15 protein-coding genes and 3 pseudogenes are annotated in these 25,682 nt (G+C 31.8%); 2 read left to right on the top strand and 16 right to left on the bottom strand.

The features are described from left to right. A partial coding sequence (locus A3I3_RS0104560; protein ID WP_018371553.1) for an ISL3 family transposase occupies positions 1-239 on the top strand: 239 nt, incomplete at its 5' end. Then, positions 224-361: pseudogene (locus A3I3_RS11275) on the top strand (relaxase/mobilization nuclease domain-containing protein); the annotation flags it as partial. The gene A3I3_RS0104560 and the pseudogene A3I3_RS11275, both read left to right, overlap by 16 nt. A 6-nt stretch (positions 362-367) precedes the next feature. On the opposite strand, the gene A3I3_RS0104565 reads toward A3I3_RS11275, so the two are convergent. The 16 genes and pseudogenes from A3I3_RS0104565 to A3I3_RS11100 all read right to left on the bottom strand — a co-directional run bounded on the left by A3I3_RS0104565 (position 368) and on the right by A3I3_RS11100 (position 25,584). Beyond that, positions 368-2,941: a DEAD/DEAH box helicase gene (locus A3I3_RS0104565; RefSeq protein ID WP_223873781.1), complete on the bottom strand. Its 2,574-nt coding sequence runs from the start codon at positions 2,939-2,941 to the stop codon at positions 368-370. A 17-nt stretch (positions 2,942-2,958) separates the two neighbouring features. After that, the gene (locus A3I3_RS11090; RefSeq protein WP_338092272.1) at positions 2,959-3,468 is read right to left on the bottom strand and encodes a Hachiman antiphage defense system protein HamA; all 510 of its coding nucleotides are present in this window, start codon (positions 3,466-3,468) and stop codon (positions 2,959-2,961) included. After that, positions 3,407-3,877, bottom strand: a complete 471-nt coding sequence (locus tag A3I3_RS11095; RefSeq protein WP_240366771.1) for a Hachiman antiphage defense system protein HamA — start codon at positions 3,875-3,877, stop codon at positions 3,407-3,409. Before A3I3_RS11095 ends, A3I3_RS11090 begins: the two co-directional genes overlap by 62 nt. A gap of 33 nt (positions 3,878-3,910) precedes the next feature. After that, positions 3,911-5,173 (bottom strand): hypothetical protein, encoded by a 1,263-nt coding sequence (locus A3I3_RS0104575; protein ID WP_018371555.1) that lies wholly within the window; start codon positions 5,171-5,173, stop codon positions 3,911-3,913. Positions 5,174-5,188: 15 nt separating this feature from the next. Next, positions 5,189-5,695, bottom strand: coding sequence for a hypothetical protein (locus A3I3_RS0104580; protein WP_018371556.1), 507 nt, complete (start codon positions 5,693-5,695; stop codon positions 5,189-5,191). Further along, a complete protein-coding gene (locus A3I3_RS0104585; RefSeq protein WP_018371557.1) occupies positions 5,688-8,225 on the bottom strand; it encodes a DNA cytosine methyltransferase in 2,538 nt (845 codons plus the stop codon). Before A3I3_RS0104585 ends, A3I3_RS0104580 begins: the two co-directional genes overlap by 8 nt. Then, positions 8,218-8,451, bottom strand: coding sequence for a helix-turn-helix domain-containing protein (locus A3I3_RS0104590; protein WP_018371558.1), 234 nt, complete (start codon positions 8,449-8,451; stop codon positions 8,218-8,220). Before A3I3_RS0104590 ends, A3I3_RS0104585 begins: the two co-directional genes overlap by 8 nt. A 135-nt stretch (positions 8,452-8,586) precedes the next feature. After that, the gene (locus tag A3I3_RS0104595) at positions 8,587-9,246 is read right to left on the bottom strand and encodes a hypothetical protein (protein ID WP_018371559.1); all 660 of its coding nucleotides are present in this window, start codon (positions 9,244-9,246) and stop codon (positions 8,587-8,589) included. A 49-nt stretch (positions 9,247-9,295) separates the two neighbouring features. Beyond that, positions 9,296-17,470, bottom strand: a complete 8,175-nt coding sequence (locus tag A3I3_RS0104600; RefSeq protein ID WP_478078755.1) for a helicase-related protein — start codon at positions 17,468-17,470, stop codon at positions 9,296-9,298. Positions 17,471-17,649: 179 nt separating this feature from the next. After that, entirely contained in the window at positions 17,650-18,603 is a 954-nt protein-coding gene (locus tag A3I3_RS0104605; RefSeq protein ID WP_205617686.1) for a DNA cytosine methyltransferase, read from the bottom strand. 55 nt (positions 18,604-18,658) lie between these two features. Then, complete coding sequence (locus A3I3_RS0104610) at positions 18,659-20,365, bottom strand: DNA topoisomerase 3 (protein WP_018371562.1); 1,707 nt, start codon at positions 20,363-20,365, stop codon at positions 18,659-18,661. Positions 20,366-20,454: 89 nt separating this feature from the next. Next, positions 20,455-22,062 carry a CD1107 family mobile element protein gene (locus tag A3I3_RS0104615; protein ID WP_018371563.1) on the bottom strand — a complete coding sequence of 536 codons (1,608 nt, stop codon included), beginning with the start codon at positions 22,060-22,062 and terminating at the stop codon, positions 20,455-20,457. Next, positions 22,040-22,270 (bottom strand): hypothetical protein, encoded by a 231-nt coding sequence (locus tag A3I3_RS0104620; RefSeq protein WP_018371564.1) that lies wholly within the window; start codon positions 22,268-22,270, stop codon positions 22,040-22,042. The genes A3I3_RS0104615 and A3I3_RS0104620 overlap by 23 nt, the downstream gene beginning before the upstream one ends. Before the next feature lie 15 nt (positions 22,271-22,285). Continuing rightward, positions 22,286-24,367: a CHAP domain-containing protein gene (locus A3I3_RS0104625; protein WP_018371565.1), complete on the bottom strand. Its 2,082-nt coding sequence runs from the start codon at positions 24,365-24,367 to the stop codon at positions 22,286-22,288. Between the two features lie 6 nt (positions 24,368-24,373). Continuing rightward, positions 24,374-25,423 (bottom strand): annotated as a pseudogene (locus A3I3_RS10135) (VirB4-like conjugal transfer ATPase, CD1110 family); the annotation flags it as partial. Continuing rightward, positions 25,387-25,584 (bottom strand): annotated as a pseudogene (locus tag A3I3_RS11100) (hypothetical protein). The pseudogenes A3I3_RS10135 and A3I3_RS11100, both read right to left, overlap by 37 nt. Between the last annotated feature and the right edge of the window lie 98 nt (positions 25,585-25,682).

A 25,682-nucleotide genomic window follows, 5' to 3' on the forward strand; every position in this document is an offset into this window, starting at 1 on the left:
CTTCTGTAAACCCTATCTTTCAGACTGTTTTTAAGACTTTTTTGAAAGAGAGGGACAAGATTATCAATGCTTTGGAACTTCCCTACTCAAATGCTAAGCTAGAGGCCACTAACAACCTTATCAAGGTTATCAAGCGCAACGCTTTCGGCTTTCGGAACTTTGACAACTTTAAAACTAGAATTCTCATCGCTTTAAATATCAAAAAGGAGAGAACCAATTCGGTTCTCTCCAGATCTTAGCTGACATCAACCCACTACAGTTGACAAAGAGCCAGTATTCTTCTTCAAAATCCGATATGAAAGAACTATATCAAATAAGAAAAAATTATGAAAAATATATGGGTAAGGAGATTGAGAGATAGTTAAATTCACTTTTCCTCTATCTCCCAATTCATAAATAATGAAAGCTCTTCATATTCAAATTTATACTTATTTCTATCTATATTATTCTTCAAATAAGTTTCATCAATATCACAAATTATACCTACATTGTTTCTTTCAAATGCATCCAAATATTTATCTCTCAAAAAAATTGCAATATTTCTTGGAAAGCCTAAATTTTGAATTTCAATTGTCTTATTATCAGTTGTCCCATATTCGATATAGCTTTCCCAATCAGATACATTCAAATTCAAAATATCCTTATCCTTTAACAAGGCTTGATAATTAGAGACATAGTTTTTAATCTTAAATCTCAAAATATTCTCTATATCACTAACAACATCATTAATCAATTTATTGATATGAAATTCATTTTCTTTGTCAAATTTAACAGCCTTTAGCGTCCCGTCTTCTCTAATGTAGATATCTCTCTCATTTCCATTATTATAATAATAATTGATAGTGTTTTGTATAAGGACTTTCAAGGGTTTTGTATTAATCCACGATTCCATTAAAGTTGCATAATATTTAAGTTGATTCTTGTGTCTAATCATTGGATTTCTACCACCAGATTCAGTTTCAATCCATTTATATTGTTCATATAATATATTTAGGACTTCTAAACAGTCCTCTTTTTTAGTACTAGTTGGCAAATATGGCACATCACTACTCGCTATTTTATTCTGATTTGCTATATTTATATCTATACTTGTTGCCAAAACTTCTGGTGAGACTCGTAATGAATTTCTTGTTTTCTTTAATAATGTAATAGAATCTTTATTGCTATCAAGAAACCTATCTTTCAAAACAGAATCATTGTTTATTGAATCATGAAAAAGCAAAATATTTCCATACATCTCTATTGTTTTCTTTTTCTCATTACTTAATTTTTTATTACTGTATTCTTTTTGCTCAAAATAATTACTAATATTTTTGTACAAATTTTCATTCTTTTTGGACAGTATTTGTGGTTTAATTTCACCTATCTCTTTTTTCCTAAGGAGTTTTATATCTTTTGAATCCTTCCAATATCCTATTTGATTATAAAGATTAACACAGAAGATATTTCCTGAAATATCCTTTCTTAATCTTCCTGCTCTTCCCGCTAAGTTCCAAAAATCAATATCGCTCATTTTACCATCACCAATTTTTTCACTTAAAATAAAAATATTTTTAGCTGGTAAATTGACACCCTCCAAAAGTGTTGATGTGCAGAATAAAAATTTAATTAATCCATTTTTGTATAGATTTTCAATTCTAAATTTTATCTCTTCAGGTATTCCTCCAAAATGATAAGCGACACCCTTATCTAAGCATTTTTTTAAATAATATTGGTGATGAACTTTTTCATCTATAAGTTCTATTAATTCATCAATTTTTTGTGATTTAACCTTATCAAGCCGAGTTGCAAAATTAATAGCAGTTTGCATCGTCTTTTCTACTGTATTACAATAAATTATACTTTGTCTGTCTTCAGAAAATGTATTCAAAACTATTCTCAAATTGCCCACAATGTCATTCTCTTTGAACTTGAGTTTTGGAAAAACAATATCCTCCCCATAATCCGAAATCATAAAAGTCTGATCTGCTACTGTATCTATAAAAAACCTATTTTGAACAACAGGAGATTCTGTAACAGACATGCTCTCATCAGTGCTATTATTTATCATTTCTAAGAAGACATCTGAGTTAGGTATATTTGGTGCTGCAAAATATATATTTACACTTTTTCTTTTAGCTAATACTAATGAATGATACAGTAATGGTGTTCTTGTATCTTTTTTACTTAGTAATTTGTGAGCCTCATCTACAAAAAGATAGTCAATTTTAGGATTATTCTTATCCATAAAATACAAAATTAATCGCTCAGCAGTAAAGACAAAAATATACTTATTGTCTTGATTCAAGAAAACTTTAGGGATTACTGGAGTAGTAATAACCTTATATCCAAACTCGTCTACAATTTCTTTTAATCTATTGCCAACTTGATTTATAAGTGCTTTAGTTGGCACAATAAATGCAATATTGTCTGTCTTATTATGTTCCTTTATTATGTATTTAGTAAAAGCTTCAAATATAAATGATTTTCCAAAAGATGTACTGCCAGAAAAACTATAATGATTTCTTTTCTTCATCTCTTCAAAAACATTATATTGTGCATCTGTAAATGGCATACCTAACGGTGATTCTTGAACCAATTCTTTTAGAATATAATCATTTCTAATTTCATCCACTTTAAGATAATTTTCATCATTATCAATTATCGGTAGCGATGGGAAATTCCCTAATTTTACCAATGTATTAGCAGCAATTATTCTAAAATATTCTGTCGAATTAACTTCATTAAATTCTAAAAGCAAACTTATTATTTTTAAAGAAAGATTTCTATGTTTACTTTCATCAGATCTACATAAAATATCTGAAAAACGCAACAAGTGTAATATTTCTGTTTCGCTCAGTAATAACTGATTCGAGCCTGCATATAATTTTCTGCAATAATCAGTTTCCAATTTATGAATTAAGTTCTTTAAATATGGATCTTTATATGCCTTAATAGACATTTTTTGCATTACATTCATTATTCAAGTACCCTTTTTAATATCTTTTTCCTTGTTTCATCAATGTTTGTAAAAGGCATTATAAATACATAAAAAGTGTATCCTAATAAATCATATTTTTGAATCAATCTATAGATATTATCTTTATATTCTTCTATTTGATTTATTATTTTTCTTTCAATTTCGATAGGAAATTCATCAACTGAACAAATCTTTTGCTCATTTTTTATATCAATCTCATAGCCAACGAAAATTGAAAAAGCATCATCGAGAGATAAATTATAATTATTTTTCTCTTCAGGATATAAAAGTATATTCAAAATTTCTTCATCATCTTCTTCAAAAATTTTTGACTCAATATTACTAGATATTAATCCTTTCTCAAAATTTATACCACTCTTATCATTACCTTTTGAGTTTATCTCATTAATAAACTCACCAATTGATTTAAACGCATTCTCAAACGCATTACTTAAGTCGCTGTAAGTCTTTGATTCTCCAAAAATTAGTTGATATTTTTGTTCTGCTATTTTTTTTTAAATGAACTCCATCAGAACCATTTACATATAATTGATTAGATGTTTTTAATTCCAATTTCGTTAATATTTTCGGAGCCTCCAAATGTCCCTCCAAAAAACAAAACAGCAATAATTCTCCTAACTCTCCATCATTTTTCGTAGCTTCTTTAAATTTCTCTCTAGCTTTTTTACTAAGAGTCATTGCCTTATCTTTATATTTATCCCTAATCTTCCATGATAAAGCGTAATCTGCAACAGATTCTATCAAGTTGTCAGAAACAGAATTGTAATCAAAATTCCTAGCATTAATAGGAAGTAAAAATAAATCTAAAAATCCATCATCTATATTTTCAGATATAGATAAATGCTTAATATGTTTAAATTGTTTGATTGCATTTTTAGAATTTGGATTTAATTTCATTATTTCAATTCCTTTACTATCTTTCTTCTACTGTTAAACTACAAGACGATTATTTTGTATAAGATCACTGTATTTATTATTAACTAATTCCTCACAATAAAAATAGTCTATCTTATTTACAATGCTTGCAAAATCCAAATAACCTATCTCAGAAAATTCATCAGTCTCTAATCCTGTATTTAAAACGTATTTATAATCATCAAAATCATAAAATTTCTCACTTCTGTTAGATGTTAAATCATCATGAATCCTTGTTGATTTCGCAATTAGACAAATATATTGAAAGTCTTTATCAATATACTGTGTATTATTATTTGGATGAGCCATAGAAAAATGTTGATTTGGTGTAAGCATAATTAAATTTTCAATGAAATCTGCAATGCTAGGGTAGTCTGATTGTGCAAAAATATGATGTGCTTGCGTTGCGTTTACAATCTCAGTACTTTGACATACTTCTGTTTTACCATCATTAAACATATCATTAAATTTACGCACAGCCTTTTTAGCTTTATTAACAGTATATGTTGCCAGTGCCCTTGCTTGTATCTGTTCTACTGTGGGTTCATATTCTGATCTTGTTACTGACTTATCCTTTCCACTCAATTCATCTCTCCAGTTAGAGCGATTATACTGTAAATCATTCAGTGTAATTGTAAACTTTGACATTCTTCCCTTTTCAGTGCCTAATTTCTTTAGTTTAAAAGCTAGGGGATTTATAACTTTAGTGAAAATTCTTCCACATTCTGTTTCTCCATTAATCTTTGTATTATTAATAGTAAATCTAATAAATTTATCTCTTACATCTTTATATGCATCCTTATTTTGAATTCTAAAAAAGTCTTCAAATGCCTCCATCAAGCCACTATCAGATAATACTTTACTAATATATTCATATAAAAAATTCAATGCATTCATTGGCCTTAAAGCTATTTTATCTAAAATTTCTTTATTATTTATAGAGTAATAGTATCTATTTTTTTCTTTTCTAACATTAAGCACATGACTATACCCTAAAAGTTTTATGGGCTGCCCAAAATATTTATCATACTCGCTTCCAGCTTTTAATTCAGGATCAGGTTTTGAAAAAATTGATATTACATTTTCTCTTGCATAGTCACTATGCCAAATATCTGATACAGTAAACTCTTCTACATCTGAATTTTCAAGATATTCATTTATACAGTCAGCAATTATGGATACAACATCATATGTGCATTTTTGATCTATCCATCTTGCATCGCCTGATTTCCTAATATCGTAATCATATCGACATAAAAATTCATCATACAAACTCATATAACACCTCTAACATCATAGTTCCCATCCTATATTAAAATTATTAATCGCTGATAAAATATTTCTTTCTGTAGTTTCCCCTATTAATTGTTGTTCAAACCTACTAATAATTCTCTCACGTTCATTTGGAAAAACATTACTGCTATATCCTGCATCATATACCGAAAAATCATATTCAGCGATCAAGTGATTAATATATTTATTAGAATTTATTCTACATGTAATAGCATCTCCTCTTCCAGCACTAGATGCGTTCCATAAATCATATAAATGAGAATTAAGAAGCTCCATATCTTTATAATAATGAATTCTACATTCTTTAGCCCAAGCACCATCCACATGATTCCCCTCTATATGAATACTAATACTATTATCAAACTTTGTTGTATTATCCCCGTACCCGTCATAATGTCTAATATTAGATAAAAACCCCAATGTTTTTGCATATTCAAATAAATTAGTAAACGCTATTCCAGATTCACCCCAACGTGGATTATCTGTAGTAAAATCAAGATTAATCATTTTCCCCTCCATCTTCAAGTTTTAAATCTGTATTAACACCAAACCAATAACAACTTGTTTTATCAACATTCAAAGAACGAGTTTGGTAATTTCTTGCTATTCTATAAAATTTTCTAAATTCATCACTCGAAATATAATCTAGTTGATTTTGATTTAGATTTAGATTTTCTTCTTTAGGAATTAATACAGCTACAGAACCATTAACAATATATCCTTTATCTTTTTTTATAATACGTGGCTTGTATGTCATATTTGGTGTCAAATAAACATTCGTATTATCAATATATTTTCTTACTGTAAGGTTGGTTAAAGTTTTACTATCTATAAAGGAATCGTATCCCTCTATTTTCAAAATATCTCCATTATCTAAAATATTTCTAGACTTTAAGACTCTAATACAATATTTATCCGACTTAGCCAATGAAGTGTTATTATTTGTAACTTGCCTATCTCTAAACGAATCAAATACGCCTAATTTCATTTTAGATAACACATAATCAAAAAAATCATTTCTATAAATAATCCAATATGGCAACTTTTCGTCGAAAATATAGCTGCTTTTTTTATTTTCAGCAATTGCTAAAGTTGTAGAAATAACTTTTGTATATTCTGCATCTTTTAAAGTATCAATAACTAAATTTACTGTTTCTACGAGAACGCCTTTAAATCCATTTTCACCAAAGTCTATAATGCTATCTATACTATATTTTTTTAAATGCTCCCTAGTTTGTGAAAATTCAGGTGTATTCAAAATATTTTTTGGCATTATCATTGAAACATACCTCGATTTTCTCAAAGATTTTTCAAGAATAAATTCTGCCAAATTTGTTGATTCTTTGTTGAAATTTTCTATCAATCTTTTACTTCTATATTCACCACTTATTTTTGAGAAAGGTGGATTTCCAATAATCAAATCCACTTTTTCATGTTCATAAATCATGTAATCTTCACAAACAAATTTCATAGAAAAGTTGCGTGGAATATTATTTTTATCATACAAAATTTGCAACAAATCAATTGCATCTTGGTCAATATCAACCACTGTTAAATTAACATGCTTTTTCCTTTCATATTTCTTAAAAATAAAAGGCAAAAAATTTCCTGATCCAACAGATGGCTCGATAATACTTATTACTTCAGACTCTAAATCTGGAAGGTTATCAAAAATCTGTTGAATAATAAACTTATCGGTAAAATAAGCTGAATTTTTTTGACGTTTTGAGTTCGCATACTCAATAATTGTTGATAATGTCGCTAAGCTATACTTATTCTTACTTTTTAGCAAAAATTTTTTCAATTCAGCCACATCTACAAGGTTTTTCTCTTCAATTAATCCTTTAATTTCTTTAATTGTTAATTTATTATACATAAGTTCTTTTTTTATCTTATGTGCAATCTGTTTGAAAATATTAGTTGGAACAGCTTCCCCTATACTTTGCCTAATATTTAATTCTTCTTTCTTTGAAATTTTCTGTTTCTCTAGTAGGCTTAATCCATTCAAATATTCCATATCATAATCAAGCCACTTAAATGTTTCTGGTATTGTCATCATTCGCATCAATTCTCTAATTGAAAATACTCTATTATCTACTGGATGGACTGTATTTTGACTAGCCATTTGATCATTTCTAGTATGAATGCATGGGGCAACCTTGTTGTAAATTTGTCTAGTATATTTGTCTGCATTTTTTGCTTTATTTACTACTAATTTTCCGTCAATAATTCTATGAGGTTTTAATGAATCATCTTTATTTTCAAAAGCACTTTGTCCTTCTTTTAAATGTTCTATCCATGGAAGCATGCGCTTTGGATATGTTCTAAAGCTATGGAAAAAGTCTTCCGAATCATACTCGCCCCAACTCAAACTTTTCATATTACCAATAACTTCAAACAAAGTTTTTTCTTCAACATAATCAGGCATTAATTCAATAGGAGAAATATCATCAGAGAATTTCTTATCAACACCAATTACAAGTGTACGAGTTCTTGATGAATTTGAACCATAATTTTTAAAATTAAGTACTTCATGATGAATTAAATATCTATTACTTAACTCATTTGTTATCATTTCTCCAATTGCAATAATTTTTCCAGACTTGTCTATGCAACCAGTTTTCCAAAATGCAGCTACATTTTCAAAAACAAAAAATCTTGGATTAATACTACTTATTAAATCCACGCTCTCTCTAATCAAACTATTTCTTTCAATTTCTTTTTCTTTTTTCTTATGATTTGCAACACTCATCCCTTGGCAAGGTGGTGTTGCTATAACAACATCAACTCTATCATTACCAAGCTTCTTCCATCTACCAATTTCATCATAAATAATACGTTTGGTTGATGATTCTTTTATATCTGCAGCAATATAACCACTATCAAATGCACACTTATGATTTATTTTTTGTATGTTAAGTCTTTTTTCTAATAACTCATTTGTTGCGATACATTCAAAACCTTCAAGTTTAAATCCATAACAACCTACTCCTGCAGAAGAAAAAAGTGAAATATATGTCGGTTTATCTTTAATCATTTTTATCCTCTCTTTCAAAATTTTCATCTGCAATATGCTCAATAATGTCACTGACACCACAATCTAACTCATCGCAAATTCTATCTATCATCCTAAGGCTAACATACTTATCTTTTCCCATATTAGCCAATGTAACCGAGTTCATGCCCGTAATATTTTTCAAATCAGTTTTTGTCATGTTTTTATCAATAAGTAATTTCCATAGTTTATTATAACTGATTGCCATATCCTCACCTTTACTTTTCTAAACATAATATTTATAAAAGTATACCACAAATCGATTGTTTTTTCCACTAAAAAAATAATCAGTGCAGCCCCCAAAAAAATAATCGGTGCAGCCCGAAGACCACACCGACATATTCTACCTCTCAGATTCCTTTGAAGCTTCTTTCTTCTCCATAGGTTTTGCTTTTTCTTCAGCTTTATATTTTTTTATTGCCCCAAGTACAGATTCTTTCTTTTCTTCTTGGTTTTTCATCTGTTCCTTTGCTTTTAAAAGCTTAGACGATAGGATTCTAACATTAGTATGCTCTTTTCCATTATCGTCAATGGATGTTCTTACCTGACCAAAAATCTTTACAAAGTCACCTTGCTTAAAATTCTTTGGTATATCTCCCTTATCTCCATAAGCCGAACAATTTGTATAAGTCTTATTTCCCTCATCATCTTTTGACACAACCGAGAAATTAACCACTTTAAAAGCTTCTCCATTCTTATTTTCTCTTTCAATTGTTTCAACTTCGCCTACGATATTCCCAACAATGTTCACCAGATTATTATCTTCTTTTTCGATTGCTACACTTTCTTTAATCTGTCCATTTTCTCTAAATTCATCAATCAAATAATCAAACTCATCATTAAGTAAGCTCATACTGTCATTATCCATATACTCCTGGTATAACTTGTCCAAGGCATCTTTATCATTGATTCCTTTTTCAAAACTAATTAGTGCCTTTGCAAAATCTTCGTGATTTTCGTTTGCCATTTGTTCTAGTGTATTTCTCATTTCTTTGTAGTTCATAATATACCTCCATTTTTCTACTAAAAATGAAAAGGAGCTTGTAAGCCCCTTAACGTTCATCGTGTTCTTTTGATTTATTTTCTCGTGTTTCTGCTTGCTTTTCTTGTGACTGATATGACTTAATTTGCCCTAAAATAGATGGTTTTTCAGATACCTTTTCTTTGCTTTCTGCCCTTGCATTAAGATTATCCTCTACATCATAAGTAGTTTCAAAATAGTCACTATCTCTAAAGTCATTATCGTATCTATCTGGCACACCATCATTGTCCAAATCTTTTGCAAGTGGATCATAGATATTACCATCGTCATCTCTTTCAAGACCTAATGCTTTTTTAAGGTCATTATCATCAATAGATACAAACTCTCCAAAGTCTCCATATTCCATTTCTTGTTTTAAAAATTCCAATGCCTTTTCTTCACTTCCAAGGTCTTTGAGATAATCAATCTTTGTAATTGGTTCTCCATTGATATATTGAGTAGCTGTAAAGTCTTCTAAGCTAATTTCATATTGAATTTCGTGCTTTCCATCTGGTGTAGTAGTATATGCAATTCCAATATGAGCAAGGTCAGGAAATAGATTATTAAAGTTTTCGTAGTTATAACTATCATCTTCAAATTCCCTTTTGCAAAAATCTACAATAGCCCTCTTTACATCTTCAAGTAATGGATTAGGATTTTCTTTTTCTTCCACTTCTCCCATATCAAGTAGCTTGTTTAATTCTGCAAGTCTTAATACTTTTGTCTTTAGCTCATCTGCTTTTTCAAAAGGCTTTTTCAATTCCTCTTTGGCATTTTTCAGTTGTTCCTTTGTGCTAATGAGTTTTTCTTCAAGACGATTTAACTTTTCTGGCATTTTATCAATAGCATTATCAAGTCTTGTAATGTTACCGTCAGCACTTGTACCAAGCTCTCCCGAATGCTTTGCAGCACCATTTAAGCTAAAGTTATGCTCATTGGTAAAGAAATTGTAGCTAACTTCTAAATCCATATTTCGATACTGTCCGATAACCTTACTTTCATTAATTTTTATGCCTTTAATCGCTTCTAAGAGCTTTTCTCCAGCTATCTTTTTATCTCGAATTATCTCACCATTAATCGTGATAGAAGTGAATTTATTTTCACCACTTCCTTGTGGTTCAACATTTTCAATATCTTTTTTCACTGCTTCAATTAGCTTTTCAGTCCTTGCTATTTCTTCAGGATATGTCTTTGCAACCTTATCCTCTAATCTATATCGATTGGACTTATAGTTTGCCTCAAGCATTTTAAGTTTCGTGACTTCATTGTCCAAATCCATCTTTTCTTTTATCTTCGGATCACCAGTAGCAAGAGCCTTAATCTCAGCATAGTTCAAACTACTTTCATCTACATCTTCTGCAACACGAACAGGAGTCTTTGAAGTCATAATCTGTGAAATAAATTTCTGCTTATTCTCTATCGTCTGCCAAAGGTAAGCATCAAAGGTATTCTCAGTGATGTAACGATAAATATTAACCTCTTTATTTTCATTACCCTGGCGAACAATTCTGCCACTTCTCTGCTCAAGGTCAGCAGGTCTCCATGGCACATCCAAATCGTGCATTGCAATAAGTTTATTTTGCACATTTGTACCAGCACCCATCTTCTGAGTAGAACCTATTAAAATACGAATTTCACCTTTTCTTACCTTTGCAAAGAGTTCATCTTTTTGCTTATCGGTATTGGCTTCATGAATAAAGGCAATTTCTTCCTTTGGTATTCCTAAATCCACAAGTTTATCTCTAATATCATCATAGATATTAAAGCTGCCATCACCCTTTGGTGTAGACATATCTGAAAATAGAAGCTGTGTTGATTTTTCTTCTTTTGTCTTATCCCAAATAGAAAATACATTTTTAACACATACATTCACCTTTGAGTTTTCATCATCTGGAAGTAATGGATTGATTAAACGCTGATCTAATGCAAGTTTCTTACCATCATTAGTAATCTTAAGCATATTATCTTCTTCAGGCTCTACGGACTTATTACGCACCTTATCAGCCCTTTCAGACAAGCTCTTTAGTATTTCTTTTTGCTCTTCACTTGGTTCAGTTTTAATAACTTTAAAATGAGCTTCTGGAACAGGAAGATTGAGCATATCTGCGGTTTGAATATCGGCTACTTCCTTAAACATACTCATAAGCTCAGGTAGGTTATAAAACTTAGAAAAACGAGTCTTCACTCTGTAGCCTGTTCCCTCTGGAGATAATTCAAAAGCAGATTGTGTTTCTCCAAAAGTTGAAGCCCACGAATCAAAATGCTCTAGTCCATTCTTTTTCAGAGTGTCATACTGTAAATATCTTTGCATAGTATAAAGCTCTGTCATTGAGTTTGATACTGGAGTGCCTGTCGCAAATACAATTCCTTTGCCACCAGTCATTTCATCCATGTATCGGCATTTCATAAACATATCTGATGACTTAAAAGCCTCTGATTGCCCAATACCTGCAACATTTCTCATTTTTGTATAAAGATATAGATTCTTATAGTTATGTGCCTCATCAACAATCAGCTTATCTACGCCAAGCTCTTCGAAAGTAATAACATCATCCTTTTTGAAATCATCATTTAACTTTTCAAGCCTTGTTTCTAATTTCTTTCTGGTTTTTTGAAGCTCTTTTACTGTAAAATTTTGATTTCTATCATGCTTGTACTCTTCTACATAATTTATAATCTCATCAATCTGGTCTTGAATGTGCTTTTGTTGATATTCCTTAGACATTGGAATCTTTTCAAATTGACTATGCCCAATAATAACTGCATCATATTCGCCTGTTGCGATCTTTCCAATAAATCTCTTTCGATTCTTTGGTTCAAAGTCTTTTTTATCGGCCACCATAATATTAGCTGATGGGTATAGTTGCATAAACTCACGACCAATTTGCCCTGTAAGATGATTTGGCACAACAAACAATGACTTAGTACACATTCCAAGTTTCTTAGCTTCCATTGAGCTTGCCACCATTTCAAAAGTCTTGCCGGCCCCTACTACATGAGCAAGTAAGCTATTACCACCATAAAGTATTCTAGCAATTGCGTTCTTTTGATGTGGACGAAGCGAAATATCTGTACTCATTCCATCAAAGCTTAAATTTGATCCGTCATATTCTCGATTACGGATAGAATTAAATTTTTCATTATAGGCTTTTACAAGTCTATTTCTTCTATCCTGATCGTTAAATATCCAATTCTTAAACTCTTCTTTTATAAGTTCTTGTTTCTGCCCCGCAAGCATAGTTTCTTTTTTATTTAGTATCGAAGTCTTTGAACCATCTGGATTGAGAATTTGGTCAAACACCTTTGTTTCTTTTAGGTTTAGAGCATCTTCAATAAGCTTATAGGCACTTACTCTGCTTGTACCATAAGTCATTTCTGCAAGGTCATTTCCCCTGTCTTTGCTCTTACCTTCAACATTCCATTCACTGGTTAAATGTGAAAATTTGACTTTAATATCCCATCTTGCATATCCTGGAGTCTTTAATGTTTCAAATATGAATCTTTCAATATCTTTAGGTGGAATCCATGTTGCACCAAGCCTTACATTGATTTCACTAGCTTCAAGTTCTTTTGGCATTACTCTTTGAAGTTCTGCTTTTTGATATTCCAGTCTGCTTAGTTCGTTTACAAGTGTTTCCCTTTCGTTTTCACTTTCTTCTGGAAGCATTCGTTCTGCTTGTCGTAACCTGTTGATATAACTATCCACAATACCTATTTTTTCTCTAATATTTCCACTTAAGTATTCATCTTTCGTTACATAGATATACTTAAAGGAGTTAGTCTCATCGCTACAAGCAAATGGTAAATCACCATCTTCTAAGTCAAAAGAAAGCTTCTGATTAAAACTAACATTCTCTTCCCTAATATTTAGAAAGATTTCTCCTCTAAGTTCTTCTATAAGAGTATTTCTATCCTTATCCGTTAGATTTGTCATATAGTCAAAATCTACATAACCTTTTTGTGAAATAGATAGTACCAATGCTTCAAGCGAAGAATCTACATGGTCAATAACTTTCGCTTTTGTAATGGTTCTTTTCGAGAATATATCTCCCTTTGCCTTAAAGTTTTCTTCTTCATCCAATATCTCAATAGAAGATACCAGTGGGAAGTTACTATCTTCTCGTAAAGCTCTAGTATTACTCAGGTTATTTACAAAGCCGTGCTTCTTAGAAAAACTATCATAGACTTCGTTTAATTTATCCTGAGATTCTTTTATTTCAGCTTCACTAAAGTCTTCTTTTTGCTTGTATATTACATCCTTTAGTGCATCATTTAATTCGAGATAATCCTTAATCTTTTCCTTGTTTTTGTCCGATACTTCTTTCTTAACAAAAAGTGAATTTTCCCTGTAATATACCTCATCATCTATGATTGTGTAGGAAAAGTTTTTTACATCATCTGTTGCTGGGATTGACGTTACTTCATCATCTAACAGCTCTATCTCTTCATACTTCGCATCCTTTGAAATTCTTTCGCCTGCAGCTTCAATACGATCTTTTAGAGAGGACATATTTATTTCATAAGGTAAAAATGCTATTGGCTCACAAGTAAGAGTTTTTCCAAATCTTCCGCTTACTTCTCTCATGTTTCCAAGGACTTGTTCTGAATGGTCTACAAAATATTTATTATATACAAGACCATTTTCATCTTCTGCTAAATGAACCCAGTCATCATCACGCTCAAGTACACTATCTCTTTTCTTAAGGAAGATAATATCTGAGGTTACTTCTGTACCGGCAAAACCCTTAAAGGTATCGTTAGGAAGTCTTATTGCACCTAAAAACTCTGCTCTTGCATTTATATATTTACGGATGCTTTCGTCTTTCTTATCCATTGTTCCAGATGATGTGATGAAGGCTATAACACCACCATTTCTCACCTTATCAATGGATTTAGCAAAGAAATAGTCATGAATAAGGAAGTTATTATGATTGTATTCCCTATCATTAACCTTAAATTCACCAAACGGAACATTGCCGATTGCCACATCAAAGAAGTTATTTGAAAAACTTGTCTCTTCAAAGCCTTTAACTTGCACATCAATTTCAGGATAAAGAAGTTTTGCAATTCTACCACTAACAGAATCAAGCTCAACTCCATAAAACTTTGACTCATTCATTTCATCTGGAAGATTACCGATAAAATTACCTACGCCCATCGATGGTTCTAAAATATTTCCATTCTTAAATCCCATTTCTGAAAGCGTACTATATACTCCATCAATTACAATTTTAGGCGTATAAAAAGCTGTTAAGGTAGATTCCTTAGCAGCCTCATATTCTGATGGTGATAAATTTTCTTTTAAGAAAGCTCTAGCTTCTTTCCATTGTCCATCTTTACTTTCATCAAAGACATCAGCCAGTCCACCCCACCCAACATATTTAGCTAAAGTTTCTTGTGCTGTAATATCTAAATCCCTTTCACCTTTTTCTATCCTCTTAAGCATTGAAATGGCTTCAAGATTATTATTTAACCTTTCACTTGGAGCAAGTTTATCAGGGAGAATATCTTCTTTAATTCTAAAGTTTGATACTTTCTCTTGTTTCTTTTCCTCAAGTCCAAAAAGGCTTTCTAAATCACTTTCTAATCTATACGGAATAACTTCTGAACCTGTAATCATTCCTCCAAGATACTCAATATTATCTTTTATTGTAACAGTCTTAAGACCACCACCCATCTCGTCAAAGCGAGTTATAGTGTAGTCTTTATCTTTATAGTGAACTTCGTCTCCAACAAGTAGCTTAGGTCTATCAAAGCTAATCTTTTCTAATAACTCTTTATCATCTGCAAAACTTACTATAGGCATCGTATGATTATCATTTCTTAGAGGAGCAAGCCTTAAATCATTCTTTTTTAGAATCTCATTAAAGCTCACTTCATCATCAATCTTATATGCCTCATGATCCATGTAGACAGTTTTTCCAATAGATAAATCTAATGATTTTTCTCTATCTTCTTCTGGATTAAGGTAATCAAAAAGTGTCTCTTGTTTTGCTTCAACTTGAGTAGCTTCCACAACACAATCAGCAATCTTATATGCTTTATATTTTCCATTATCAATTAAAGTATCAACCTTTGTGCTTTCCTCAAAATCTACTCCTCGATTAAGTGAATATTCTACTCCATCAACTGCTACTTTTCTTCCAGTATCTTCAAGGCTAATCTCTAAGCTATCTTGTTTACTTGCAAGTATAAATTCATTGCCGACTTTAACTGCTACTTTTTCATTTTGATTGTTATATGCATAGTCTTTAAGGCTATCAACAAACTCGCTCATCGTAACAAAGTCAATGTTATCCTTAAATTCTTCAATCTGACTTATGCTTACATCATCATTTATAAGATAACCTTTAAGCACATTAAACTTAGCAAGTTCAATGTCTAACTCTTTCAGATACTTTATCTTTTCTGATGTAACACCGTCCAAGCCTTTGTTCCAATCATCAATAAGCCATTTTAAATGTTCCATCTTCCATACAGGTAGTTTAGGATCAGCAATCTCAGTAATTTCATTTCCATAAAAGTCATACTCCTTTATGGCACTCATAATCTGTTCTAATTGTTCAAAATTAAAATCACCAATCCCAATATTTGTACCTTGAAGTGCCTCTTCTAATTTACTTGTGGCAAGTCTACTAATTACAACATCTCTTTCTACTTCGTATTCTTCCATAATAGAGCCAACTTCTTCAGCAAAATTAGGACTTAATTCTTCTTCAAATTTATCTATTACTTCATTGCTAACTTCTTTAGAAATTACATCATCTTCAAAACTAAGTTCTCCATTAAAGACCATTTGAAGTTCATGTTCATCCATCTGCTTTTTTAATTCTCTGTCTTTAAGCTCTCTAAAAGTCTTTGGAAAATCTTCTAAAATAAGTCTTTGAGCATTTAGTTCTTCAAGCTCATGAATATTAAAATATCCCCACTCTGGTTCAATTCCTAAAACAAGACCAAATGCATCGCCTGTTTCCCTATCATATTCCGTCATATACCATGTCCAATTGCTTCTAAATGGAATGATATATGCTGCATGAACCTGAGTATCTGCCAGATCAGTATGTTCTTGGTCATAAAGTTTTGGAACACGCTCAAGCATTTCATCAGTCATTAAATTGTATGGATCTTCTTTAGAATAGAAAAAGGAAGCATTTTCTGCTCCCTCGTTTGTTTTTTCAATGCTATTTTCTAAGCTTCCACTATTTCCTTGATTGTCATCTCTTTCAAGGCTGAAATCATTGCCTTGTATTCTGGATTCGTTTCGCTCTCTATTTTCCATGCTTCCATCATCTTTGGCTTTTCCTTCCTCATAAAGTCGATGGCTCTCTTTTGAACTTCCATCAAGTGTTTCACTAGGCTCTTCTCTTTGTAAAGGTCTATTAGCATTTGATAGTGTTTCTCCTCGCTGCTCTCTGTTAGAAAGTCCAATCTCATCACTGCGTAAATTGGATTCGGAAATTCTTCCATGAATTTCTTCTCTTCCTCCAGATTGTTCAAAGTCTTCTCTTTGATTATCGAAATTATCTCGTCCGTATTTTCCATCCCTGAAAATTCGGTTTCTGTCATTATCATCTCTTTCGTCATTTGATCGAATAGCATTCTCCATACCTCCTAATTCATTATTATTTTCGTTAAGCTTATTATAATCGGCACCTATACTCTTTGTCAGGTCTTGATTGACAGATAAATTTCTTGTTCTTACCATTGTAGCTTCAATAATATTACTACAAGCATTGGAAATACAGTTACCAACACTCATTAAAGAAATTCTATCTAAGTACTTGAAATTTTCTTGTAAGTTATCCATTGGAATAGGATAATCCAGGTTAAATCTATTTGAAATTGCAAAGCTAATAGAATTTCTCATAAAGTTTACAAATGAGTTTCTATCTTCATCAGCAATCCTCAGATTATTCGCAAGCTCATATATGCTTTCATCCGCGTATATTCTGCTAAGGGAATATAGATTCTCCAATAGGCTTTCACTTGAGTCATATCCTTGTAGTTCAATCATATCCTTTAATGCATTTTCATACTTTTCTCTATCAAAAGACCATAGTTTCACTTCATTAACATTTTTATCCATTGATACAGTCTGACTAATATCAAAGATATATCCTACTTTTTGGAAAGCATTACTGTCATTTAGAATAGGTATCCCTTTTTGCCCTCTCATGACAGTTCGATTAAATCTTTCCCTCCACATATCAAAGCTTGCACAAGCAGTTGCATTGGGATTTTTATCATAGATACTAAGTTGACTTAAAAAGTCGTATCTTTGGTTATTTCCAATGACTTTTAAGAGCTTTAGATATTCTCTTTCACTATCTAAAACATCTCTTTTTACAAGCTCAATTATGTTGTAAAAATCATTCGTTCTCATCTTTACCTCCTAGTTCTCAAAATTTCTTTTAATATTGCTTCTAACACATTTACGACAATGCTATTTCCAGCTTGTTTATACAGTATTGACGATAATTTACCTTTTCTTCCTGGATATATAGCTTTGAGTTTATTAAAGTCTTCATCATTAAAACCCATAAGTCTAAAGCATTCTCGCTCAGTTAAATATCTATATTTGCAATTACATAAATCAATAATTCCTGAATTAGGAATACGCACTTGCTTGGTGGAAATTGTGTAGGCAAACTTATCTATCACTTTAAGTCTTCCTCTAAAATTATTATTCTTAGGTTTTCCTCTTATATATCGAAGCATTGACTCTTGCCTTACTTCATAAAGATTTGAAGCGTCTTTCTCAAGAAATTCAGATATATCCCTTGTTTGTGTTTTTTCGAGCTTGGCAAAATCAAAAGAATTATTCCCCAAGATGCTTACAACAAAGATACGCTCTCTTTTCTGTGGTATTCCAAACTCTATAGCATTTAGAATTTCATATTTATTCTCATATCCTAGTCTCTCCATTTCTTTTAAGTAATGAAAAAAGGAAGCTCTCAAATTTCTATCGAGAACTCCCTTTACATTTTCCCAAAGCACAACCTTGGGCTTTATATTCATTTCTTCTATTATTCGTATTGTTTCAAAAAGAAGACTACTTCTTGTACCGCTACCTTTCGTGCCACCTTTCTTTAAGCCACTTCGACTAAAATCTTGACATGGACTACCATGCATTAGTAAATCTATTCTTTCATCTGACGGATGATAATCTACTATACTCTTAGGCTCAAATTCTTCGCCATAAAGTGCATTATAACTTTTAACACAATTCTTATCTATCTCTACATAATCCACCGTCTTATGAGATATTTTTTGCCTTATTAAAGCTTTTCTAATTGCACCTATACCACCAAACAGTTCTAATACATTTAGCTCATCTATTTTAATCACCTCCAATAAAATAAGGGAACAAGATTAGCTCTCATTCCCCTAAAAATTATTTACGATATATCCCTACTGTTTCTCTTATTTCATTCTCAATACATTTTAAGAAATCATCCTTATTCGCCTTTCCATTAGCAATATCAGATAGTTTCATTTCCCATTCAGCAGTAGTTTCTGCCGATTTAAAAGTATCTGAAACAATAGTCACCAAACTAATTCCTTTATTGGTTGCAATTAGATTCTTTTTATCTCTTTCGATAAAACCTTTGAAAATCAAGTTTTCAATAATACCTGCACGAGTTGCCGGTGTACCAAGTCCTTTTCTTTCTACCTCAATGCCTTTTTCTAAGGCGTCATTACCCGCTACTTCCATAGCCTTTAAAAGTGTATCTTCCGTAAAATGCTTAGGTGGTGATGTATATTTCTCTTTTACTTCTTTATTTCTTATCTCAAATACTTCGCCTACCTTTACACCTAGTAGTAATGTATCTTCAGTTTTCTTAGTTTTATATTCTTTTAAATACTTAGTGAATCCCTCATCAATAATCACTTTGCCACTACTACTAAATTCAAAACCATCAAACTCAGCAACAATTTTTGTAGTATTTTCTACTAAAGGGTATCCAACACTTGCGTGAAGTTTATTTGTTATAAGTCTATATACCTTTGCTTCACTTTCTGGAAGAGTTGAAATATCTTCTTTTAATGAGCTGATTGTTGGTATAATCGCATGGTGATCCGTAACTTTTTTAGAATTAAACACTATCTTAATTCTTTCAGTATCAAAGTCATTCTTGCCTAAGATATTATTAATGACGCTTGTAATCATATCTTCAGTCAGGCATCTACTATCAGTTCTTGGATATGTTATAAACTTCTTCTCATAAAGACTTTGAGCATAATCAAGTGTCTGTTTCGCACTATATCCAAAATACTTGTTGCATTCTCTTTGAAGTGTTGTAAGGTCAAAAGGTAACTCAGGCTTTGTTATCTTTTCTTTTTGAAAGACATCAGTAATTTCTATGGAATTACCTACTAAATTGATAAGCTGCTCTGTGGTAGTCTTGTCATCAATTCTGTCTGTAGAAAGTGAAAATTTATCTAAAGAAAGCTCAACTGTATAATATTTTTCTTTCTTGAAATTACTGATTTCATCATCCCTATTTACAATCATTGCAAGTGTAGGTGTTTGTACTCTTCCCACACTATAATTTTGCTTATACAAGCAAGAATAAAGCCTACTAATATTCATTCCAACTAGCCAGTCAGCAATCGCTCTTGCCTTGGCAGATTCAAATAAATCATCATAGTAACTTCCATCTTTTAAGTTATTGAAACCATCTTTAATTGCACTATCTTCCATTGATGAAATCCAAAGTCGTTTCATCTTCTTTTTACAATTTGCTTGATTGTAAACAAGTCTAAAAATACTTTCCCCCTCACGACCTGCATCACAAGCATTTACTACATTCTCTACTTCTTTATCATTCAATAGTTTCTTCAAGATACTAAATTGTTTCTTAGTGGATTTTGAAACCTCATACTTATATTCACTTGGAATAATCGGTAAATCTTCCATATTCCACTTAGTATACTTTTCATCGTAGCTATCAGGATTTGCCATCTGAATCAGATGACCCACGCACCAGGATACCCTATATCCATTTCCCTCGTAGTATCCATCTTTCTTTTTTGTAGCTCCTATTACCTTTGCAATTGATATAGCTACACTCGGTTTTTCTGCAATAACTAAATCCATATTATCTCCAATCTTTCAAATAAAATAAGGCGAAAGATAATACTCTCGCCTTTAACTTGCACCAAAAATCATATAATTTATGATGCATTTTATTCTTCATCTTCTTCGATTTCTTCAACCTCTATTTCTGATGTTTCTTCACTTTCATCAGCTTCTGAGAAAAAATCATCGTCATCATCTTCTAATGCTTCAAGTTCTTCATTCTCTTTCTTTTTAACAACCTTAAAGTAATAACCTGCACCTAATGCTCCAGCTACTACAAGAATCAGAATTAAGTATGTTCCTATATTGCTACTCTCTTCTTTTTTCACTGGTTTAGTCTCTTCTTTTATTGGTTCTTCCTTTACAATCTCCTTTTGTGTTTCCTTCTTTTCAACCATATTTAATAAATCATCTTCCGAAACTTCTGTTAAAAGCATTACATTCTCGCTATCTTCATCATGATTAATGATTAGATGAAAAGTCTTTCCATTTTTAGTTGTAAAAGTTACAAACTGTCTTGCGTCTGCTGAATACACATCCGTAGACTTATTATCTTTACCATTGTTGTGGTGAATTGGATAATCTTTGTTTGCATTATCCTTATTCTCTGTAACAGATCCTCTTGCCTTTGATGGTGCTGACGCTACTCCTTTATTGGTATTTAAAGGCTTACTTGTTCCATCCATAGAAGACGTATCTCCATTACTTGAAGTCTGTTTAGGTGTTAGCTTATTCGGATAACGGATTTCCTGTTTCTCCTCTTTTTTATCTGACTTAGTTTCTACCTTGTTTTCTGTCTTAGATGTTGGTGTTGAAATATTACCAGAAGCATCGCTTCCTTTTCCTGTATTTATAGGTGTGCTTGGAATAAAACTACTAAATGATCCACTGTTTTTAGGTACTGTATTTGAAATAGTTGGATTAACATTAGTCCCTATCTTATTTACAGAATTAAGCTTTTCCTGTAGTTCCTTAGTCTTCTTTTCTAACTCTTCAATAGATTTTTTTAGCTCAATATTTTCCTTTGATGAATCAATAGAATCCTTATCCTTTTTGATTTTCTTTTCCAAAGCTTCAATTTCATCTTCAAGATTTTTGATTTTATCTTTTTGCTTATCACTTAACTTATCTTTATCCTTAAGTTCCTTGCTAAGATTATCTACCTTTTCTTTTAAGTCCTTAGACTCCTTATCCATCTTATCTAAATCATTTTTAGTAATATAAGTTTGAGTTGATGAATCTTTCTTAGGTTCTTCTGTTTGAGTGGCTTTATCTTGTTTTGCTTCATCAGACTTCTTTTCTTTATCTTTATCATTTTCAGTCTGAGTTGCTTCATCTTTTACAATCTTTTCTACCTTACGGATAATCTCATCTTTTCCATCGCCTTTTACTTCATAATAAAGAAAATCATCAATGAATTTCATATCGTCAGGTAATATTGGCAAGTCACCACTATCAAGGATTTGTCCTTTATCTGCCTTTACAACCTCTTCCTTAAATACTTTCTCGTCTGAAAATACATACTTAATCTTTACTTCAAATTTCTCTTCCGTTTCTGCAAGAGCTTCAATCGGATTAAGAATTGAAAGTACAGTTCCATCTTTTGCAAATACAATCTGCTTATTTACAGTCATCACACATATAACTGAAACCAAAAGTAATGCTACTCCAATAAGTGCGGCCAATACTTTCTTATTCTTCAATTTGCTTTTCATTACTATATTTCTCCTTTTCTTTTTTCTCTTTAAACATCTTCACTAATTCCTCAAGAGTGATATTATTCTCTCTACAAATCACTACATACTCTTGGTCTAATAGTTCATCTTTACGAATAAATAAAGGCTCTAAATCTTTATCGATCTGAGCCTTCTTATCTAATAACTTTTGAATTTTTTTATTAACAGTATTCAGTTCCCTATTCACATTTTCTGCTCCTTTCTATCTTTGTACATTTGGTGGAAATCCAAAGCCTACTGGATGATGTTTACAGAATGTTGCAATCCAATCATCTAAGGTCGTAACTCTTACTACTCCAATATTATCCATTACCTTACCATCACCAATATAGATACCGACATGACCATAAGTAAGTCCAGCTTGTCCACCACTACTGCTACTTTCAACAGCTACAAGCATTCCTACTTTTAACTTTGATCTATCAGAAGTAAAAGTATGGTTTCGATACATATCGTTAGCATTTCCTCCTATATATCCTAGACCTGCATTCTGATAAACCTGTGAAACCCACATTGCACACCAACCTGCTCCAGGTGACGGAGTAATATATGCTGCATTTACAATTTTCTTTTGAATATCAGAGGATGCTTCGTATTCTTTTCCTCCACCTATGCCACCATTTGCAGTAATGAGATTCGTGTTGCCAAACATTTCGCCCATATTCCCTTGTGCAAGGAATAGTGCTTCATAATGCTTTAAATTGTCTGGATACTTGGCGAAGACTTCTCGAACCACGCTATCCATTTCTCTTTTACTTAAAGTAACAATAAGCTTTCTATATTCATAAGGTTCTTCGTGGCTCTCGGTGTATTCATTCCCTTCTTCATCGGTGTAAGTTTCAGTTACAGTCTTATATCTTATCTCTATTTCCTCTTTATAATCGACATGGTACATAGTCTTAAACAAATCATCTAAAATACTACTAACTTCAGACAAATTCTTTACTTCACCACATCTTGAAGTGATATAGGATAAAAGCTCATGAACATTATGACCAATATCTCCATTTTTTCTTATGATATATTCATCATATCCCGGATTATTCTTTTCTACATTTTCAAGCTCACTATATAAGTCATTTTCCTTGTTTGAGAAACTTTGATTAATCTCAGTTAAAACATTTGGTCTTGATAAATATGATGTTGTTAAAACACTGCTCGTAGAATTAGCAAATCCACCCATTGTCATGCTTGCAAAGTTAAATACAAAAGTTCCAAAAATAATTATGGCAGCTACTACTATTGCTGCCACTTTTGCTTTTCTTATGATGAAGTCTTTAGATACCTTGAATGTATCCATCAGTGTCTTTTTAACTCTATCTCTAATTCTTGTCTTATTTTGTTTATAGATAGCTGACTTCATCTGTTTCTTCTTTTGAAACTTTTTATAAGCATTTGCTTTTTTATATTGGTCGGTCTTCTCAACCTCGTCCATGCTTTTTCTAAACTGAAGCTTAGATTTTCTACTTTGGATTTTCCTATCGCTCTTTTCTAAATCATATAGCTTCTTACTTTTTCTCTTGTCCGAATAATTCTTTACACCATGAATAAGTTTAGAGGAACTTCCTAAGCCTTTTTCAGCAGCTTCAACCGATGCATTTTCATCACTACCAGATGATAGATAAGCACTTGTAACCTCACCAAGTTTTGCAGCTCCAATCACACTTCCACCGACTAAGGTTTCCTTGTTATACCTTTTATAAAGCTGATTTTTCTTTTCCCTATCTCTGATGGCTTCTTTACCAGTTTTAGAAGCTTTAGTGTTATCTTCCTTTTTCTTATCCACCCCTTTTTTTGTAAAGAGCTTATCAGAATAGTTCTTTCTTTTAAGTGACCTTTTCTGCTTTTCATGAAGTTTGGATTTTTTATTACCTAAAGGCTCATATGATACATCACTATCTCTAAAATCATTATCGTATCTGTCAATAACTCCATCACCATCTTGGTCTTTTGCTAAAGGATCATAGATACGATTTTCTTTAACCTCTGTTTGATAATCTGACTTGGCTACTTCGGCTTGAAAACTGTTACTTCGAATATTTCTTTTTATAGCATTTTTGCTCTTGTTACTTGTGTCTATTTCACTAGTAATATCAGCCTTTTTACTTATCTTCTCGTGAATCTTATCTTGAAACCTATTTTCTTCTTTAACAACCTTGTCTCTATAATCATCTCCAGTTTTTCTTTTGTAATCTAGGACATCATCTGTTTCAGCCTTTGTGATTATTTTTTCTTCTCTTGCCCTTAACTTTTCATTCAAATCTCGCTTTCTTTTTTTACTCATAAGACGCTACCTCACTTCTTCAGGTTTTGTAGTCATCTTTTGATATAGGATTGTGTCTTTAGGGAAATTATCTACAAATGGAACAATGGTATTTCCAAAGAAAATCAGACCTTCACCAGCTCTCGAATTGGTAACGAATGTTTCCTGATCCTTTGAGATTTTAAGCTTTACAACAAGCCAGTCTCTATCACCTGTTGCTTGATTAAGCATTAGAATAAAATCCGTATTGTCAAAAATATTTTCAATTTCTTTACTTGCAAGTAGATCTTTGACATTTTGTGTAATTCCTGTTGGAATACCTCCCCATTTTCTAAATCTCTTCCAGATTTCCACCGAATACTGTGAAGTCTGTTCATCCTTTAAAAGCAAGTGAAACTCGTCAATGTAATACCTTGTACTTTTGCCGGTATTTCTATTTTGAGAAACCTTATTCCAAACCTGGTCTTGAATAACAAGCATACCTATCTTCTTAAGCTGCGTTCCAAGTTCTTTAATATCAAAGCAAATAAGCTGTTTATTTAAATCTACATTTGACTGATGATTGAAGACATTAAGACTTCCTGAAACATAGATTTCCATTTCTGTTGCAAGTTTCTTTCCCACCTTTTCTTCTTGCCCTCTTAACATATTATAAAGGTCTTGAAGTATAGGCATATTCTCTGGAATTGGATTTTCAAAATACTTTTCATAAATTCTAGGTAAACACCTATCTATAACAGACTTTTCTTCTGCTGTAAGTCCACTACCACCAACCACAAGTTCAAGCATAGACATAATAAAATTTGCCTTATCCTTAAGTGGTGCATCACCATCTCCATAATTCATATTTATATCCAGTGGATTGAGATAGTCTTTACTCTTTGCACTAACCTTTATGACTTCCCCCTTGAACTGTTTAACAAGATTGCCATATTCACCCTCTGGATCACAGATAATGACATCATCATCAGTTGTAAGAATAGCATTTGCCATTTCACGCTTTGCAGAAAATGACTTACCAGAACCAGGCGTACCTAAAATTAAGCCATTTGGATTTTTAAGCATTTTTCTATCAGAGCCTGGGACAATAGTCCCTTATCTCCAAAAAAAGCAACGGCAAATCCGTTGCTTTTTTGCATGGTTGCGATAGTCCTGGTAAAATAGAATTGCACAATAAACTATTTAGAAAGGCTATCCCATGCATATTCACTATAACACAAATCAAACAACTTTACCACTAGAAATCAGTTCTTTCTTGCCACAAGACCATCTCGTCTTTACGATTGAAAAAGTGGTGAATACTTTGGAGGATTGTCACTTCCACGCCTTCTATCAT

This window comes from Streptococcus massiliensis DSM 18628 (assembly GCF_000380065.1).
In the GTDB taxonomy this organism is placed as follows: Bacteria; Bacillota; Bacilli; order Lactobacillales; family Streptococcaceae; genus Streptococcus; species Streptococcus massiliensis.

What these genes read in the sequence shown, in the direction of transcription:
- A3I3_RS0104565 (WP_223873781.1), bottom strand. Translation starts at nt 2,941, where the DNA reads ATGTCTATTAAGGCATATAAAGATCCATATTTAAAGAACTTAATTCAT.
- A3I3_RS11095 (WP_240366771.1), bottom strand. Translation starts at nt 3,877, where the DNA reads ATGAAATTAAATCCAAATTCTAAAAATGCAATCAAACAATTTAAACAT.
- A3I3_RS0104575 (WP_018371555.1), bottom strand. Translation starts at nt 5,173, where the DNA reads ATGAGTTTGTATGATGAATTTTTATGTCGATATGATTACGATATTAGG.
- A3I3_RS0104580 (WP_018371556.1), bottom strand. Translation starts at nt 5,695, where the DNA reads ATGATTAATCTTGATTTTACTACAGATAATCCACGTTGGGGTGAATCT.
- A3I3_RS0104585 (WP_018371557.1), bottom strand. Translation starts at nt 8,225, where the DNA reads ATGATTAAAGATAAACCGACATATATTTCACTTTTTTCTTCTGCAGGA.
- A3I3_RS0104590 (WP_018371558.1), bottom strand. Translation starts at nt 8,451, where the DNA reads ATGGCAATCAGTTATAATAAACTATGGAAATTACTTATTGATAAAAAC.
- A3I3_RS0104595 (WP_018371559.1), bottom strand. Translation starts at nt 9,246, where the DNA reads ATGAACTACAAAGAAATGAGAAATACACTAGAACAAATGGCAAACGAA.
- A3I3_RS0104600 (WP_478078755.1), bottom strand. Translation starts at nt 17,470, where the DNA reads ATGTGGAGGGAAAGATTTAATCGAACTGTCATGAGAGGGCAAAAAGGG.
- A3I3_RS0104610 (WP_018371562.1), bottom strand. Translation starts at nt 20,365, where the DNA reads ATGGATTTAGTTATTGCAGAAAAACCGAGTGTAGCTATATCAATTGCA.
- A3I3_RS0104615 (WP_018371563.1), bottom strand. Translation starts at nt 22,062, where the DNA reads ATGAAAAGCAAATTGAAGAATAAGAAAGTATTGGCCGCACTTATTGGA.
- A3I3_RS0104625 (WP_018371565.1), bottom strand. Translation starts at nt 24,367, where the DNA reads ATGAGTAAAAAAAGAAAGCGAGATTTGAATGAAAAGTTAAGGGCAAGA.